Annotated in this window: 17 protein-coding genes; all 17 read right to left on the reverse strand. The window is 59.8% G+C overall.

The window, feature by feature from the left end; all coding sequences use genetic code 11:
* Nucleotides 1-19: 19 nt before the first annotated feature.
* Nucleotides 20-883 (reverse strand): ATP synthase F1 subunit gamma, encoded by an 864-nt coding sequence (gene atpG, locus KDN35_RS08795; protein WP_171564102.1) that lies wholly within the window; start codon nt 881-883, stop codon nt 20-22.
* 75 nt (nt 884-958) lie between these two features.
* Complete coding sequence (atpA, locus tag KDN35_RS08800) at nt 959-2,470, reverse strand: F0F1 ATP synthase subunit alpha (RefSeq protein WP_171564100.1); 1,512 nt, start codon at nt 2,468-2,470, stop codon at nt 959-961.
* A 30-nt stretch (nt 2,471-2,500) separates the two neighbouring features.
* Entirely contained in the window at nt 2,501-3,028 is a 528-nt protein-coding gene (locus tag KDN35_RS08805; protein ID WP_171564099.1) for a F0F1 ATP synthase subunit delta, read from the reverse strand.
* Nucleotides 3,025-3,528: a F0F1 ATP synthase subunit B gene (atpF, locus tag KDN35_RS08810; RefSeq protein WP_171564097.1), complete on the reverse strand. Its 504-nt coding sequence runs from the start codon at nt 3,526-3,528 to the stop codon at nt 3,025-3,027. Before atpF ends, KDN35_RS08805 begins: the two co-directional genes overlap by 4 nt.
* 261 nt (nt 3,529-3,789) lie before the next feature.
* On the reverse strand, nt 3,790-4,011 hold the full coding sequence (atpE, locus tag KDN35_RS08815; RefSeq protein ID WP_015893623.1) for a F0F1 ATP synthase subunit C: 222 nt from the start codon (nt 4,009-4,011) through the stop codon (nt 3,790-3,792).
* Between the two features lie 48 nt (nt 4,012-4,059).
* Nucleotides 4,060-4,875 carry a F0F1 ATP synthase subunit A gene (atpB, locus tag KDN35_RS08820; RefSeq protein ID WP_171564096.1) on the reverse strand — a complete coding sequence of 272 codons (816 nt, stop codon included), beginning with the start codon at nt 4,873-4,875 and terminating at the stop codon, nt 4,060-4,062.
* Nucleotides 4,876-4,951: 76 nt separating this feature from the next.
* Nucleotides 4,952-5,320: an ATP synthase subunit I gene (locus KDN35_RS08825; protein WP_171564094.1), complete on the reverse strand. Its 369-nt coding sequence runs from the start codon at nt 5,318-5,320 to the stop codon at nt 4,952-4,954.
* 11 nt (nt 5,321-5,331) lie between these two features.
* On the reverse strand, nt 5,332-5,541 hold the full coding sequence (locus KDN35_RS08830) for an AtpZ/AtpI family protein (RefSeq protein WP_230077507.1): 210 nt from the start codon (nt 5,539-5,541) through the stop codon (nt 5,332-5,334).
* Nucleotides 5,542-5,744: 203 nt separating this feature from the next.
* A complete protein-coding gene (locus KDN35_RS08835; protein WP_171564093.1) occupies nt 5,745-6,935 on the reverse strand; it encodes an acetyl-CoA C-acetyltransferase in 1,191 nt (396 codons plus the stop codon).
* Between the two features lie 37 nt (nt 6,936-6,972).
* Nucleotides 6,973-7,857: a malonyl-ACP O-methyltransferase BioC gene (bioC, locus tag KDN35_RS08840; protein WP_212132563.1), complete on the reverse strand. Its 885-nt coding sequence runs from the start codon at nt 7,855-7,857 to the stop codon at nt 6,973-6,975.
* Nucleotides 7,823-8,560: an alpha/beta fold hydrolase gene (locus KDN35_RS08845; RefSeq protein ID WP_212132564.1), complete on the reverse strand. Its 738-nt coding sequence runs from the start codon at nt 8,558-8,560 to the stop codon at nt 7,823-7,825. Before KDN35_RS08845 ends, bioC begins: the two co-directional genes overlap by 35 nt.
* Nucleotides 8,557-9,756 carry an 8-amino-7-oxononanoate synthase gene (gene bioF, locus KDN35_RS08850; RefSeq protein ID WP_171564087.1) on the reverse strand — a complete coding sequence of 400 codons (1,200 nt, stop codon included), beginning with the start codon at nt 9,754-9,756 and terminating at the stop codon, nt 8,557-8,559. Before bioF ends, KDN35_RS08845 begins: the two co-directional genes overlap by 4 nt.
* A 5-nt stretch (nt 9,757-9,761) precedes the next feature.
* The gene (bioB, locus tag KDN35_RS08855; protein ID WP_212132565.1) at nt 9,762-10,766 is read right to left on the reverse strand and encodes a biotin synthase BioB; all 1,005 of its coding nucleotides are present in this window, start codon (nt 10,764-10,766) and stop codon (nt 9,762-9,764) included.
* Nucleotides 10,763-11,506, reverse strand: coding sequence for a dethiobiotin synthase (bioD, locus tag KDN35_RS08860; RefSeq protein WP_212132566.1), 744 nt, complete (start codon nt 11,504-11,506; stop codon nt 10,763-10,765). Before bioD ends, bioB begins: the two co-directional genes overlap by 4 nt.
* A gap of 5 nt (nt 11,507-11,511) precedes the next feature.
* Nucleotides 11,512-12,951, reverse strand: a complete 1,440-nt coding sequence (gene bioA, locus KDN35_RS08865; RefSeq protein ID WP_481752767.1) for an adenosylmethionine--8-amino-7-oxononanoate transaminase — start codon at nt 12,949-12,951, stop codon at nt 11,512-11,514.
* Between the two features lie 98 nt (nt 12,952-13,049).
* On the reverse strand, nt 13,050-16,199 hold the full coding sequence (locus tag KDN35_RS08870; protein ID WP_212132567.1) for a phosphodiester glycosidase family protein: 3,150 nt from the start codon (nt 16,197-16,199) through the stop codon (nt 13,050-13,052).
* 200 nt (nt 16,200-16,399) lie between these two features.
* Complete coding sequence (wecB, locus tag KDN35_RS08875; RefSeq protein ID WP_212132568.1) at nt 16,400-17,548, reverse strand: non-hydrolyzing UDP-N-acetylglucosamine 2-epimerase; 1,149 nt, start codon at nt 17,546-17,548, stop codon at nt 16,400-16,402.
* Between the last annotated feature and the right edge of the window lie 6 nt (nt 17,549-17,554).

A 17,554-nucleotide genomic window follows, 5' to 3' on the forward strand; every position in this document is an offset into this window, starting at 1 on the left:
TTGGGCGTTTACCTAGCCATTACGCTTGCGCATTCGCACCTGCGACAATTTCGGAGATCTCTTGGGTAATGGCTGCCTGACGGGCACGGTTGTACTCCAGTGTCAGCTTGTCGATCATGGCGGTTGCATTGTCCGTTGCGTTGCCCATCGCGGTCATGCGGGCTCCTTCCTCAGACGCCTTTGCATCCAGGAGCGCGCTGTACACGAGCGTTTCTGCATATTTCGGCAGCAGCACCGACAGCACTTCTTCAGCGGACGGTTCGTATTCGTAGTTCATCTGGCGCTGTTCACCGCTCTCCACAGCGTTCAGCGGGAGCAGACGGGTAATCGTCGGCACCTGCGAAATGGCACTGCGGAATTCATTGTAGCAAAGGTACAGCTCGTCGATTTTTTCGTCGGCAAACATCTGAACCGCCGCGCTGGCGATTTTCTTGATGTCGGCAAACGTCGGGTTGCCGGGCAGTCCCACGACCTCATCAATAATCGGGTAGTTGCGCTTGCGGAAAAAATCGCGCCCTTTGCGCCCCAGCACAAAGATGGCGTATTCGTCCTGCGACTTGTGCTTCTCCTTGATGGCCTGGAGCACTTTCCGAATGACGTTTCCGTTATAGCCGCCAGCCATGCCGCGGTCCGAGGTGATGACGATGTACCCGGTCTTTTTCACCGGCCGGGATTCCAGCATCGGATGTTTTACCGCAGTCGTGCCGCTCGCGATGCTGGCAATAACCTCCCGGATCTTGTGAGCATACGGACGTGCCGCTTCCGCTCTCTCCTGGGCGCGGCGAAGTCTCGCTGCCGCCATCATCTTCATCGCCTTGGTGATTTGGCGCGTATTCTTAAAGCTCTTGATACGGCTTCGAATTTCGCGAATTCCTTTAGCCACTCTCTTTTCACCACCTTGGGGGTGCATGCCGAACCGCAGTCGGCCGGCATGCAACAGATGTCAATCTATATCCGCTTAGCGGCTAACCGAAAAGCCTTTTTTGAACTCTTCGATCGCTGCGTTCAGGTCTTTTTCATCCGGAAGCTCTTTGGTCGTGCGAATGTGTTCGAGCAGTTGCGGCTTGTTGGAATCGAGGTAGGAGAGGAATTCCTTCTCGAAACGGCGCACATCCTCTACCGGAATATCGTCGAGATAGCCTTTGGTTGCGGCGTAGATGATGGCAACCTGCTTCTCCACCGGCATCGGATCGAATTGGTTTTGCTTCATGACTTCCATCAGGCGCTGACCGCGGGTCAGACGGGCTTGCGTCGCCTTGTCCAGGTCGGAACCGAACTGCGCAAACGCTGCCAGCTCGCGGTATTGGGCCAGCTCCAGCTTGAGCGGACCGGCAACTTTTTTCATTGCCTTGATTTGCGCCGCACCACCTACGCGGGATACGGAAAGACCCGTGTTAACCGCAGGGCGTTGACCGGAGTTGAACAGGTCGGTCTCCAGGAAGATCTGACCGTCGGTGATGGAGATTACGTTGGTCGGAATGTACGCGGAAATGTCACCCGCTTGCGTTTCGATGAACGGCAGTGCAGTCAGGGAACCGGCACCCATTTCGTCGGAGAGCTTCGCAGCACGCTCCAGCAGACGGGAGTGCAGGTAGAAGACGTCACCCGGATACGCTTCGCGGCCCGGAGGACGACGGAGCAGGAGGGACATTTCGCGGTATGCCGCTGCTTGCTTGGACAGGTCGTCGTACACGCAGAGGACGTGCTGTCCTTTGTACATGAAGTATTCACCCATGGACACGCCTGCGTACGGAGCCAGGAACAGGAGCGGAGCCGGGTCGGACGCCGTCGCGGACACCACGATGGTGTACTCCAGGGCACCGTGCTTGCGCAGGGTTTCCACGATGTTGGCAACGGTCGATTGCTTTTGGCCGATTGCCACGTAGATACAAATCATGTTTTGGCCTTTTTGGTTGATGATGGTGTCCAGCGCCACAGCCGTTTTACCGGTTTGACGGTCACCGATGATCAGCTCGCGCTGACCGCGACCGATCGGAATCATCGCGTCGATTGCCTTGATACCGGTTTGCAGCGGCTCGTGAACGGATTTACGCGCCATAACACCAGGAGCCGGGCTTTCAACCGGACGGAATTCCGTCGTGTTGATCGGGCCCAGTCCGTCGAGCGGTTGACCGAGCGGGTTTACCACACGGCCGAGCAGCGCTTCGCCCACCGGCACCTCCATGATGCGGCCGGTGCGTTTTACCGTGTCGCCTTCTTTAATGTCGCGGAACGGACCGAGAATAACGACACCCACGTTGTCTTCTTCCAAGTTGAGTACCATACCCATGACGCCGTTTTGGAACTCGAGCAGTTCCCCCGCCATGGCTTTTTCCAAACCGTGAACGCGAGCGATACCGTCACCGATCTGAATGACCGTGCCTACGTCCACAACTTCGATTTCAGATGTAAAATTAGCAATCCGCTCTTTGATGAGGGAGCTAATTTCTTCTGGTCTGATTGCACTCACTATATATTCACCCCATTCATCCAAACGATCTTATTGCTGATGCGCGAAGTGTTCCAGTTTTGTCTTGATGCTGCCGTCGTACAGACGGTCGCCGATCTTGATGACGATGCCGCCCAGAATGGACGGGTCCACGACGGTTTGCACGCGCAGCTTCTTGTTCAGCTTTTGTCCGAGCTTTTCCGCCAGCTCCGCCTGTTCTTCGTCACTGAGCGGCTTGGCACTGGTCACGGTCGCTTCGGCGATGCCGCGGGCTTCGTTGGCCATCCGCACAAAGGAGCGGTAGACCTCCAACAGTTGTCCCTCGCGTCCGTTGTCGATCAGGACATTGAGGAAGTTGTGCGTTTCTTCGCTCACATGGCGTTTGAACAGGTCGTCGGCCAGGGATTTTTTCGCCGCACGCGCGATGTGCGGGTGGAGCAGAATCTTGCTCAGATCGGCGTTCTGTTCAATCGCTTCCACGACCGCTTTCAGATCCGCTTCAATCTGGTCGAGCTTCCCACGCTCGCTGGCTACTTCAAACAACGCGCGAGCGTAGCGCTTGCTTACCGCGCCGCTCATAGGCGATCTCCCACTTGAGCGAGGAATTTGTCAATCGTCGCTTTTTGCGTCGCTTCATCCAGTTCTTTCTCGATGATCTTGGATGCGAGCAGTACGGACAGACCGGTCATTTGGTCGCGCAGTTCTGCCTTCGCTTTCTCCACTTCACGCGCCAGTTCCGCGCTTGCGTCCGCTTTCATGCGTTCAGCAGCAGCTTGGGCGTCAGCCACGATTTTGGCTGCTTCATCGGACGCTTGCTTCGTCGCGCGGTCGATGATCGATTTGGCTTCGAGGCGAGCTTCGTCCAGCACGCGGCGCTGTTCGGCCAGCAGTGCTTCCGCTTCTTTGCGGCTGCGCTCAGCCGTGGTGATTTCGTTTTCAATATGCTGACGACGCTTTTCCATCACTGCCACGATCGGGCCCATGGCAAACTTGCGAACCGCCAGCAGCAGCAGCAGGAATACGATAGCTTGGGTTAAAAGCGAGCCCCATTCGAGGGCTACGGCACCAAAGTCGAGCATTCGTTTCACTCCTTCCTTGCACACAGGAGAATGTATCTCTACGGGTACAGCCGTTTGTTTCCGCAAGAATAACGTGGCATCGCCGCGCACCAGGCGAGGCAAGCCACTATGTTACGCACAAGATGTGCGAGTGTCGGCGGTGCGCCGTACGGGACGCCACACTCAGCCGACACCGGTGTCAATGGAAACGTGTACACCGTCCACTGACCAAAATAGAGGCGAAGGTCAAGCCCCCGCCTATCGTTTCGATTGTTCGCTCGCTTACAGACGACCGAAGAGGATGAAACCAATCGCAACCGCGATAATCGGAACCGCCTCGACGAGACCGAGACCGAGGAACATCAGACCCATCAGGCTACCGCGTGCTTCCGGTTGGCGAGCGACGCCTTCAATTGTACGAGAAATTACCAGGGAGTTGCCGATCGCTGCACCCAGAGCAGCCAGACCAAATACGATACCGATTGCAAGAGCCAAACCTTCCATTGTAAAAATACCTCCTTAGTGTTGTGAAAAATAAACATCTACTGCGAATTAATGTTGGTCATTCACTTGTTGGGAAATGTATACCATCGCCAGCGTGGTGAAGATAAAGGCTTGGACCGAGCCGACGAATACGGAGTAGCCCAGCCACAGGAACAGCGGAATGCTGCCGAAGATCCCCACGCCAAGCAGGAACGCAATGAGAACCTCGCCCGCGAAGATGTTACCGAATAGACGCAACGGAAGCGTCAGCGGCTTGATGATGAACTCTTCGAGGATGTGAATCGGGTTCAGAAACGTGTGCTTGAGCCAGCCGCCAAAGCTTTTCTTCATCCCCAGGTAGTGGGCGTACAGAAGAACCACCAATGCCAGCGCAAAGGTTACGCTCGGAGTGGCGGTCGGCGATTTCCACCAGCCGATGGAGGCGCCGTGGCCGTGAGGATCGTTGATCTCCTCTTCCAGCTTCGCCAGCTTTTCCTTTTTGGCTTCTTCCGTCGTAGCGACCGTCAGCATGTCTTTGACGGTATCGCTCACATACTGGTTCTTCTCAGGATTGTTGTGAATCGCCGTGTTCACGTTGAACAGAAGGCCCAACTGGTTCCCGATGAAGATGTAGAGGAACAGCGTCAGCGCCAGCGAGACAAAACCGGCTGCCTTTTTCGGCTCGATGTAGCTTTTGGTGATACCGGTGACGAAGTCGACAATCCACTCCATCACGTTTTGCCTGCCTCCGGGAACGCCAGAGGTGAGGTTGCGGGTCATCCCGATGCAGAAGAACAGCACAATCAAGGCTGTTACCACAATCGCAATGATGGTCGAGATGTCAAATACCATACCCAACCATTTGAATCGCAAAGAGTAATGCATGTAATTCACCCCTTTCTTCCGTGCGAATCTGTTGCACCAACAAAGTCAGATCGAAAAAAATGCTTGTCAATCCAATCTATTTGAAGGAGCGATAAACAAAAAAGAAGCCTAGAACTTGAAAGAGGAAAAGGCCGATCAGCACGCCGGAAAGCACAAACAGATGGGGAAAGCGGATTGTCATAAAGACGGCAAATCCGGCCACGAGAAGGCGCTGCAGCATGCCAGTTCCTTTCGGCCGCACATTCGGATCGACAGCCATCTGGCCGATCCGCCAGGTTTTGCTGACCAGCAGCGTGCCGCTGAGGACACTCCCGCCCATACCGAGCAGGAGGCTTTGCAAAAACAATCGATGCTGAGGCAACAGGGCCCAGAGTATCACAACCAGGGCCATACAAACAAAAGCATAGCGGAAAGCCGCTCGCATAGCCGAAGTAAACGTATGCATGTTCAATCTCCCTACAGGTAACCGCGGACTATGCGGTAGACACTGTACACGCCTATACCCAATCCGGCGAGCAATCCGATCATCATAAACCACGGTTTGGTGGCGAGCAGGTTGTCGACGTACCTGCCCAGATAGACGCCTGCGATAACGCAGACGGCCAGATCGACACCGATCAGGCTGACCAGCGTGATGGCCCGCCACGGATTATCAATTTTCGGCACTGGACCGCCCCCTTTCATACACAAGGAGAGGGCAGGTGTCAAGTGCCCCTTTGCCCTCATCCATATTAACGAAGATTTATTCCCTTTGTCAACGTGCGGTTTATTCTGTACACAAAGCGTTCACATTTGAAAATGGCGAACCATTTCTTACAAAAACCGACAAGTTGTACGTCTCCTTGCGCATGAAACTGAAGCCTGTCCGCTTACAGTTTCTCGACGACTGTGGCCACTCCTTGTCCGCCTCCGATGCACAGCGTCGCCAATCCATATTTTACCCCTGAACGCTTGTGCAATTCGTGAATCAGCGTGACCAGCACGCGCGCTCCGCTGGCGCCGATCGGGTGTCCGAGGGCGATTGCACCGCCGTTTACGTTCAGTTTGTCGCGCGGGATGCCCAGCGCCTTTCCGACTGCCAGCGACTGGACGGCGAACGCCTCGTTGGCCTCGATCAAATCGATCTCGTCCAGTGAGAGACCTGCCTTTTTCAGCACCCGCTGCGTCGCCGGTACTGGTCCGATGCCCATGATGCCCGGGTTGACACCGGCGCTGGCGTTGGCGACGATCCGGGCCAGCGGCTTGACACCCAGCTCGGCCGCCTTTTCGCCGGACATGACCAACAGGGCGGCCGCTCCGTCGTTGATACCCGACGCGTTGCCCGCGGTCACCGTTCCGTCCTTTTTGAATGCCGGCCGCAGCTTGCCGAGCGATTCCACCGTCACGCCGGCGCGAGGAAATTCATCCACCTCAAACAGGACCGGGTCTCCCTTTTTCTGCGGAATCGGCACGGGCACGATCTCGTCGCGAAAACGCCCCTCTGCCAGGGCGCGCTGCGCCTTTTCCTGACTCCAGGCGGCAAATTCATCCTGCTCTTCCCGGCTAATCCCGTACTCGACACAAAGATTTTCCGCCGTGATGCCCATGTGATAATCGTTGAACGCACACCACAAGCCGTCGCGGATCATCGAGTCGACGACTTTCTGGTCGCCCATGCGGTAGCCGTTGCGGGCCCCTTCCAGCAGGTAGGGTGCCTGGCTCATGTTCTCCATGCCACCGGCCAGCACCACGTCTGCATCGCCGCAGAGAATCGCCTGGGTGGCCAGGTGAAGCGCTTTCAATCCTGAGCCGCATACCTTGTTGATCGTCATTGACGGCGTCTCCTGCGGCAGTCCTGCGCGGATCGCCGCCTGGCGCGCCGGATTTTGTCCCAGTCCAGCCTGCAGCACGTTGCCCATGATTACTTCGTCCACTGCTTCCTTCGCAACGCCTGCCCGCTGCAAAGCCGCCTCCAGCACGACAGCTCCCAACTGCGGCGCGCTGACACCGGACAGCGAGCCCTGAAAACTGCCGATGGCCGTGCGCACTGCGCTGACAATCACTACCTCTTTCTGACTCATCTGGATCACTCCTTGGAAAACAGCATGAAGGTCTTCATCATACAATTCCCTTTTTTCGCAAAATATCCTGCCGGTTGGGACCAACCGATTTTTCCCTTCCCTCCTGCCGTTCGGCCGCCACATAGACAAGTTCGTACGTGACGGGAATGCCCTCCGCTCCGCCAAAACGGCTCCGGTACGCCTCCATCATTTCCGTCAGCAACCGCCGCTGCCCCAACCCGGCGCTGTCCGACGCCGGACAGGTGCTGGCGCCGATTCCCTTGACCGCGTGCAAAAACGAACGCACGTCCGGATAGTGGAGCCGCACCTCCCGGGTACGTATCCGCACGCCGGCAAAACCGGCCCGATCCAGCATCGCCCGCCATTCGTCCGGCGTGCAAAATGACAGCCCGTGCCGCTGCGGCTCCCGCCGGAGGTTGCGGTAGGCCGATGAAAACGAGTCGTGCAGTTCCCAAAACGTCCGCGGCCCAAAGGTGGCAAATAGCAGCGAGCCACCCGGCCGCAGCAGCCGGTACAGTCCCTCCGCCGTCCTCTCCGGCTGCCGCAGCCATTGAAAACAGGCGCTGGAGACGATCAGATCGGCCCACTGCTCCGCCTGCTTCCAGATCCACTCCTCGACGTCGGCCAGCACAAACCGGCACGTCCGCCCGGTCGGGCCAAGGCGCCGCCGCGCCGCTTCCAGCATGCCCGGCGCGATGTCCAGCGCCAGGTACTCCGCACTGCCGCAGCGATCGCGGAGCAGGCTGGTCAAACCGCCCGTACCGCAGCCTACTTCCACCACCCGGCGAACCTCGTTCGTCAGCGGCATCTCAGCCTCCAGCGCTGCCGCCAGTTCCGCCGCCATCTCCCGCTGCACCAGGGCGTACCGGTCATAGGTGTCAGCCTTTTCACTGAACCGTCTGCTGACTGCTGCTTTCCACACTGTGTTCCACCATCCTTTTGATTGCGTCCGCTACAGCATTACAATGGACGAGCGGCAGCGCGTGACCTCCCCCGACGATTGCCTCCAGCCGGGCCGCCGGTATGCTCGCGGCCAATTCCTCCCCTGCCGAAAACGGGCAGATCCCGTCGGCCGTCCCGTGAATCACCAGCGTCGGGCAGGTGATGCTTCCGAGATGCGGACGGAGGTCTTCCTCCCGCATGTAAGACAATCCGGCCGCGAGTGCCGACAGGGGCCATGCGTCGCATACAGAGACGGACGAATCGGCCTGCTGCCGCTCCTCTGCCGTAAACATCGATTGCCAAAACGTCCGCATCACGCCCGTCCGATCCGCGTACAGCGCCCGCTCCATCCGCCGCACCTGCGCGTCCAGCCAGCCGAGCCGCCGCTCCTCGCGGGGACGCACAAACCGGGCCGTCGTGCCGATCAAGACCAGCCCTGCGGCCAACCCCTCAGCTGCCAGCCGCTGTGCCAGCATCCCGCCCAGCGACCAGCCGACCGCGATCAGCGGCAGGGAAGCAGTCGATAATGCCGCCTGACGGGCGATCTCGTAAAACGCTTCAGGCTGGTCCGCCACGGACAGGTCAGGGACGGTGTGCGCACACTCCGGAAACTGGCTCTGCATGCTGCACCACACCTCGTCGGACATCCCCCACCCGTTCAACCACAGCATCGCCGCCTTCATCCCGTCTCCACCTCCCCTGCTCCCGCCGCCAACTGCATCTGCCGAATAACCTCCTCCAATTCCTCACGCGTATGCGTCGCCATCAGAGAAAAACGAATGCGGGCAGTGCCTTCCGGTACGGTCGGGGGGCGGATGGCGACGGCGGCGATCCCCCGCTCCTCCAGACGTTGACTCAACCGGAGCGCCTGCCTGTTGTCGCCGACGATCCACGGGATGATCGGCGAGTCGCCCTCTCCGATCGCAAAACCGCACGCCCGCAGCCGCCGGCGAAACCAGGCGCTGTTTTCCCTGAGCCGGGTGCGGCGCCAGCCTTCCTCCTGCACCACTTCCAGCGCTTTGCGGACGGCAGCCACCACCATCGGCGGCAGCGCGGTGGAGTAGATCAGCGGGCGCGTCTTCGTGACCAGGTAGTCAATCAGCACGCGGTCGGCGCAGACGTAGGCGCCGTACACGCCAAACGCCTTGCTGAAGGTGCCCATGATCACATCCACCTGCTCGTGCAGTCCCAGTTCGTGACACAGCCCCTGCCCCCTGCTGCCTCTCACGCCGCCGGCATGCGCCTCGTCCACCATCAGCATCGCGCCGCAGCGCGCTTTGAGCTCCACCAGTTCACTTAGCGGCGCCGCATCTCCGTCCATGGAAAAGACGGCATCGGTGACGATCAGGGCGCGGCGGTGTCCGGCGTGCTTTTTCAACAGGTGCTCCAGGTGTTCCGGATCGTTGTGGCGGTAGCGGTAGTGGCGGGCGCGGCTGAGAATGATGCCGTCGACAATGCTGGCGTGGTTCAGCCGGTCGCTGAACACGGCGTCCGCCCGCCCGACCAGCGCGGCGATTACCCCCAGATTGGCCATGTAGCCATTGGCGAAGACCAGCGCCGCTTCCCGCTGCTTCCATTCGGCCAGACGTTCTTCCAGATCGGCATACCAGCGGTGATTGCCGCAAATCAACCGGGAGGCGGCTGCTCCCGCTCCCCATTGTTCCGCCGCCTGACGGGCAGCATCGGCGATCCGGGGATCGCCCGCCAGGCCCAGGTAGTCGTTGGAGGAGAGGTTAAACAGCCTCCTGCCGCCAACTGTCAGCCATTTGCCCCCTTCCTCGCCGCGGTCGTCCACGATGCGCAGGCACCTGTGCAGGGACTGCTGCCGGAGCGCGTCCAGCTCCGCTTCCATCCAGTCGCAATAGACGGTTCCGTTCATCCGCCTCACTCCTGCAGCGCGCAGCGCTCAATCTCGAAGCCGAGATCTTCTATCATCTGATGGTCGGTCGCAACCTCCTGGCCGGGCGTGGTCAGGTAATCGCCGACGAAAATGGAGTTGGCCGCGTACAGGGCCAGCGGCTGCAGGGTCCGCAGGTTGACCTCGCGCCCGCCTGCGACGCGGATTTCCTTGGTCGGACAGACAAACCGGAACAGCGCCAGCACTTTGAGCGCACGCAGGGCCGGCGTCCGCCCGTATCCTTCCAGCGGTGTGCCGGGAATCGCGTTAAGGAAATTGACCGGAATGGAATCGGCGTCCAGTTCGCGCAGCGCATACGCCATCTCGACGACCTCCTCATCGCTTTCTCCCATGCCGATGATCACCCCGGAGCAGGGGGACATCCCCGACTGCTTCACGGTTTCCACCGTTTCCACGCGCTGATCGTAGGTATGGGTCGACGTGATGTTGCTGTAGTTGGCGCGGCTGGTATTCAGGTTGTGGTTGTAGCGGTGGACGCCCGCCTCCGCCAGCCGGGCCGCTTGCTCCTCACTCAACAGGCCGAGACACGCACAGATTTTCAGCGGCATGGTGGCGCGAATCTCCCTGACCGCCTCGATCACCTGCTCCAGCTCCTTGTCCGTGGGGCCCCGTCCGGAGGCGACGATGCAGTAGGTGCCGGCCATGCGGTTCAGCGCCTCACGCGCTCCTGCCAGGAGGGTCTCCTTGTCCAACAGCGTGTACTTTTGGATCGGCGCGCTGGAGACGATCGACTGCGAACAGTAGCCGCAGTCTTCGGGACACAGCCCGCTCTTGGCGTTGATGATCATGTTCAGCTTTACCTTTTTCCCGTAGTAGCGCTTTCGAACGCGAAAAGCGGCGTGCATGAGCGGCAGGATGTCGTCGTCGTCCGCCCGCAGCACGGACAGCGCCTCCTCCCGCGTCAGTCCCTCCCCGGCCAGCGCTTTTTCCGCGTAATCCTCCCAGTTTACGGCCGTCACCATTCGATTCATCGGCAATCCTCTCCTTTTTGCAGCATGCTTTTTTCCACCCAGCCGCGGATGCGCTCCAGATCGGCATGGCGGCGTATCGCTTCGATCACACCGGCACGGGTCATGTTCCCTTCCAACCAGGGTATTTGCCCGAGCACGGGCACATCGCCGAACCGTTCAATCATCGCCGCGTTGCTTTCCACGCTTTGGTCGCCATTGTCCGCACGGCTGCCGTTCAGGATGACCCCCGCTACCGTGATGCCCCGCTGCCTGGCGTACTCCACCGACAGCAGGGTGTGGTTGATCGTCCCCAGACCGGCGCGCCCCACGAGCAGCAGCGGCATGCCGAGGCGGGCGGCCAGATCAATCATCAGCTCGCTTGCGGTCAAGGGAACCGCCAATCCGCCCGCTCCTTCCACCAGCAGCGCATCGTGCCGGCGCTTGAGCGGCCGGCCGGACGCGATGATCGTCTCCAGGGAAAGGCTGACGCCCTCCGCCTCGGCGGCAAGCAGCGGGGTCAGCGGCGCGGCAAAGGAAAACGGGGCGATCTCCTCGCAGGCGTCGGCTACACCCGAAAGCGTGCGCAGGCGGTACGAATCCCGCTCTTCTTCCGTTTCTCCCCCCGATTGGACCGGCTTCCAGACCCCCAGATTCAGGCCGTCCTCGCGCAGGGCAGCGGCCAGTCCGCCCGTCACGACTGTTTTCCCCACCCCGGTGTCGGTGCCGGCGACGAACAAGCCGGCGAAGCACTCGTCTCCCATCTGTGTCACGCTCCTTTGACCGCGGCTGACGCGGTTACGTCCTCGATCGCTTCCGCCAGAATGCCCACCATCTCCGCCAGTTCGTCCTCCGTGCTGACCAGCGGCGGAATCAGCACGACGACGTTGCCCAGCGGCCGGGTCAGCAGCCCGTTTTCCCGCGCCCGTCGGCAGACCCGGACGCCGATCCGCTCATCCCAGTGATACGGCTCTTTGGTCTGCTTGTCCCGCACCAGTTCGATGCCGACCATAAAGCCTTTTTGCCGCACCTCTCCCACGTGGTCAAAATCGGCCAGCGGCGCCAGCAGCTTCGCCAGACGGCGCGATTTTTCCGCCACTCCCTCGACGATCCGCCGCTCTTTAAGCAGACGCAAGTTGGCCAGGGCGACGGCGCAGCCGAGCGGATTGCCGGTGTAGGAATGACCGTGGAAAAACGTCTTCTGCTCCTCGTAGTCGGCGTAAAAGGCGTCGTATACCCGGTCCGTTGTCAGCGTCGCGGCTACCGGCAAATAGCCGCCGGTAATCCCTTTCGCCACCGCCATGATGTCCGGCGTCACGCCTTCGTGCTCGCAGGCGAACATCTTGCCGGTGCGGCCAAAACCGGTAGCCACTTCGTCGGCGATCAGCAGCACGTCATACGCCCGGGCCATATCGGCTATCTGCTTCAGGCAGCCGTCGGGCATGATGATCATCCCGCCCGCCCCCTGGACGATCGGCTCCACGATCAGCGCGGCGATCTCGTCCGCCTTCTCAATAAGCAGCCGCTCCAGACTGGCAAGCGTCTCTTCGACGGCGGACCGCTCTCCCTCGTGACGATATGGATAGGGGTACGGGATCGTATACGAGGAAAAGAGCAGCGGCCGGTACACCTCGTGGTACAGCGGAATCGCCCCGACGCTGACGGCGCCGATCGTATCCCCGTGGTAGGCGTTGTTCATGGTAATAAAGGAACGCTTGCCGGTGACGCCAATGTTCTGCCAGTACTGAAACGCCATTTTCAAGGCGATCTCCACGGCGGTCGCTCCGCTGTCGGAGTAGAACACCTTGGTCAAGCCGTCGGGCGCAATGCCGACAAGCTGCTCCGCCAGCAGAATGGACGGTACATTGGCCATGCCCAGCAGGGTGGAGTGCGCCACCTGCTCCAACTGCTCGACAATCGCCCGGTTCAGCTCCGGCACGTTGTGGCCGTGAACGTTCAGCCAGACGGACGAAAACCCGTCGTAATAGGCCTTGCCGTTTACGTCAATCAGCTTGATCCCCTCGCCCCGCGCGATGATCAGCGGATCTTCCGCCACGTAGTCCTTCATTTGCGTGAAGGGATGCCAAAGGTACTGTTTGTTTTTTCGTGCCAATTCTTCGTAGGTATGTGGATGTGACAACCGGGTCCCCTCCTTCGGCACAATATTTGGAAAACAATTTGTCAACCAAAATTGTATTTTAGTTAACAAATTTCTGCAAAGGATTTTTGAAGACCCGGCCAAAAACAGAACAAAAGACCGAGTCTTCCCTCGGGAAGAACTCGGTCTTTCGTCGACATTCCGATCAATTATTTTTTCTGCAAAATCCGGTACATCGCCACGACGCAAACTGCACGGGTGGTCGCCTTGTTCGGCTCATACCTGCTGCCGATCGGGTCGATCAGCCCCAGCCCGACGATGTTGGTAATCGACGAGGCAGCCCAGGCGGGCCATACCTGCTTGTCGGTGATCGCCTTGGACGTCGTCCCCTTTTGTTTCAGCACGCGGTCGAGGATCACAGCCGCTTCCGCCCGGGTCACCGGTTGATCAGGACGGAAGGTATTGTCCGGATACCCTTTGACCAGCCCTTTGGAGACTGCCACCTGCACCGCCCCTTGTGCGTATGCCGGGATTTTGTCCTTGAAGCCAAGCTTCGGCGAGGACGGCAGCTCCCACTCGAACGTCCGAGCCAGCAGTGTGACATACTGGGCGCGGGTCAGCGGGACTTCGGGGCCAAACGTGGTTTCCGTCAATCCCTTCACCAGGCCCCTTTGTGCCATGTAGGTGATTTCCGCCTTGGCCGGGTGGTTGGCGATGTCCGTGAAGGCGACGCCGCCGCCGTCCATGTAGTACGGGATGTACGTGCCGTAGGCGTTCACTTCGTACACCCACTGCCCCTTTGCATTGACGGCGCCAGGGATCTGGTCAAACGTCTTGTTTGCCTCGTTTACGTACAGCAGGCCCACGCCTTTGCCCGGCAGCCACTGTTTCGGCGTCAGCGTCAACGTCACCGGCGACGTGGAGATTTGGTCCTCTTGACCTTCCTTCAGAGCGCCCGGCTTGATGGTAAACGAGTAGTCGGCCGGCACGTAACCGGGGAGCTGCTGCTGCACAATCGAATTGACCTTGATCGAAGCAGACTGCAGAAAAGACGCCGTGCGCACGAACGAATAGCCGAGGTCCAGTTCAGCGCCCAGGGAAAGGGTGCCCGGCGTCTCCGGCACGATGTCTCTGCCGGTCGGCTGATTGCCGGCCGTGCTCGGCAGGAGCAGGGAAACCTCGTCAAAGTACAGCGTTCCTTGGTCGTGACGGTTGCCGTCATCGGGGCGATCGACGACGTAGATGCTCTTCAGCTTCAGCGGGTAGGCTGCGTTGGCCGGGAAGTACCCCTTGACCTGCTTCCATCCGCTCCAGTCGATTGACTGGGCCAAATCGACGTAGACGGTCTTGCCGTTGGCGTCGATGACCTCTGCACGCAGCCAGTGCTTGCTGTTGTCTCCATACACCCACAGACCCAGGCCGATCGGTTTGCCCGGTATGGTCACCGGCTGGGATGCAACGCGGCCGTAGGCGATGCGCAGGTCGGTCGCCGGCGCACCGGAGAAGTTGTAGAGCAGCTTGGCTGCCTTGCGGGTGCGGAAGACCGGATCGGATACCGCGGTAAACGATCCGCTGTTGTTGATCGAAGCCGGCACGGCCGCATGGTGCATGCCTGTTTGATTGTCAAAGGTAAGCCACGGCTGTTCAAACTGCCCGACGACGAACGGCACACTGGTGGTGACGCCATCGTAGGTTACGGTCAGCGTCCCGCTGCCCGGTTCCTGTCCCGCGACGAGCTGCAGCTTGTCGTTGACCGTCGCCGCTGCCGAATTGACGCTGGTCTGGACGCTGAGCGGGGTCGCCTGGATCAGCTGTCCCTTTTTCGTCTTGATCTTCACGTCCAGGGTAAGCGTCTGTCCGGGCGCGATGGTGATCGGATTGGGCGAGACGACGATCTGCTGCACCTCGCTGCCGGAAATGACGTGCACCGCACTGCTCGAGGCCACGCTGCCCACACGCGCCGTAACCGATACCTGTCCCGAACGGGTCGGGGTGAAGTACTGTCCGTTAAACGTGCCCGCGTCCCCGGCCTCCCAGACGATGGTGGACGGATTGACTGCGTACGGCTGGTAGTGCGAGTCGTACGCCTTGGTCGTAAACTCCGCCGTTTGACCGATCAGCATTTCTGTCGGGCCGAAGATCCGGAAACCTGCCAGTTCTCCCGGCGGCGCCGTGTTGTACACGGCCAGTCCGGTCGGAACCCGCCGTTCCGCGCCGTCTTTTGGCTGGTTGGCCAGGCTGGCGTGCGTTTCGCCCAACATGCGCACGGCCATCGTGGTCGAACCGCCGCCATCGAAGTTCACCGCCCGCCAGGACCCCAGTTCGGCCATGATTTTGGCCAATTCATCCAGATAGACGCCTTTGCTCGCGTCCACGGTCACCATGTACAGCGTCTTGCCGTCGCGGGGGACGCCGACAGCGGTGCGGGCGTTGATCGAGAGAATCGATTTGTCGGCCGGGAACGAGGACAGCGCTTTGCCCTGATCGACCAGCAGCACGTTTCCGCCCACCGCCTGCACCCAGTCCTGATTGAGCGGCGTCGTCTGGTACTCGACAGTCGCCCTTGACCCCACCGGGAAGTTTTGCTTCAGGAAGTTGGCAGCCGCGCCGTGTCCCCACAGCACGTAGCCGTTGTACGGTATGTAAAAGCCGGGTTGGTTGATGCGCACTTCCTTGGCCACGTTGTCCACAAACAGCACTTCGACGACGTCCTTGTAGCCGGCAATCGCTCCGAGACTGGTCTTGCCGAACGCCGGCGTATACAGGTTCAACTGGTTCTCGTGACTTTTCCGTCCTTCGCTGGGATTGTATTCTTCCTTGTTGAGTCCCTGCAGCGGAAACGAATTGCCGTTTTGTGCCGTCACTTTTCCGGTAAAACCGAACTTTTCGATAGCCGCGTTTTTGTCGCTGGTAATCCCCAGACTGTACCAGTAGGAGATGTGCCCCATCGACGAGATCAACTGCTTGTCCTTCATGACGATGCCAAACGGCGCACCCCGTTTGGTCATGTTGAAAAAGTCGGCGTTGATGGCGGCAACAGCACCGGTCTCCCGAGCCATCTGGGTAACCGTCTGCCGCTCGGTCAGCTTGCCGTTGGTGCCGTAGACCGGCTTGACCTCCACGTAGGGATTGTTCAGGTCCACCTTGGTCACCATGATGGTGATCTGCTGACCTCCGAACGACTTCGTGTATTTCTGCAACATAGTCCCTTCCCCGATCGGGGTCTCCCACATCATCTGCAAGGGGCTTGTTTCCGCTCTCGCCTGCGCCACTTGGACCGCAACCGGCGCAAACGGAACAAAAGCTCCCCACGCTACCGCAGCAGCCGTGAGAAGCGAGACAACCTTCCGCCCTCTCATGTTGGTAACTCCTCTCCTATATCTCTTGTTTCATACTGTCTCAGCAACATAATAGACGCACGAGCAAGGTGATAGTTTCATGGTTTGAGGCACTTTCTTTGCTGGAAATACCGACCATCGGGGACCGTTTGCACCGCCGTTTTACGGGCAGCAAAAAGGAGGCGTTTTACCAACGCCTCCTCGTTGAACAGAGCCCGGAATTACAAGCCGGGACGGAACGGTTCCGGCCGCTCCGCTCTGCGTCCGAAATGGTGCAAAATCGCCTCGACGATCCGGCGGGAAGCCTCCCCGTCTCCGTACGGATTGGCAGCGCGGGCCATGGCGTCGTACGCGTCGGCATCGCGCAGCAGCTGATCGGCCATGAAGAACACCTGATCCTCGTCGGTGCCGGCCAGCTTGAGCGTGCCGGCTGCGATTCCTTCCGGCCGCTCCGTGGTGTCGCGCAGCACCAGCACCGGCACACCCAGCGACGGCGCTTCTTCCTGGACGCCGCCGGAGTCTGTCAGAATCAGGTGGGCACGGCGGGCAAAGTTGTGGAAGTCAAAGGCGTCGAGCGGTTCGATCAGGTGAATGCGCTCGTGTCCGCCCAGCACGTCCTGCGCCACTTCCTGCACAGCCGGGTTGAGGTGCACCGGATATACGACGGCGATGTCGTCATGTTCGTCGACCAGCCGTCGGACCGCGCGGAAAATCCGCCGCATCGGCTCACCCAGGTTTTCCCGCCGGTGAGCGGTCATCAGCACCATTTTCCGGCCGGCCACGCGTTCCAACACGGGATGGGTGTAATCGCTGCGGACGGTTGTTTTCAGCGCGTCAATGGCGGTGTTGCCGGTGATGTAGATCGCCTCTTCCGGCTTGTTTTCACGCCGCAGGTTTTCTGCCGCACCCTCGGTCGGGGCAAAGTGCAGGTTGGCCATCACGCCGGTGAGCTGCCGGTTCATCTCCTCCGGGAAGGGGGAGTACTTGTCCCATGTGCGCAGGCCCGCTTCCACGTGCCCAATCGCCACCTGGTTGTAAAACGCCGCCAGGCTGGCGACAAAGGTGGTGGTCGTATCGCCGTGCACCAGAACGATGTCCGGCTTTACTTCCTTCATCACGCCATCCAGCTCGTCCAGGGCGCGGGTGGTAATCTGCACCAGCGTCTGCCGGTCTTTCATGATGTTCAAATCAATGTCCGGTCGGATGTCAAAGATGTCCAATACCTGGTCCAGCATCTGACGGTGCTGGGCGGTCACGCAAACAATCGACTCGATCTGGTCTTCGTGCCTGTTCAATTCGTGCACGAGCGGCGCCATCTTGATGGCTTCCGGCCGCGTCCCAAACACAGTCATCACTTTCAGCTTTTTCATCGGACT

The organism is Brevibacillus sp. NL20B1 (assembly GCF_018195675.1).
GTDB classification, from domain to species: Bacteria; Bacillota; Bacilli; order Brevibacillales; family Brevibacillaceae; genus Brevibacillus; species Brevibacillus aydinogluensis.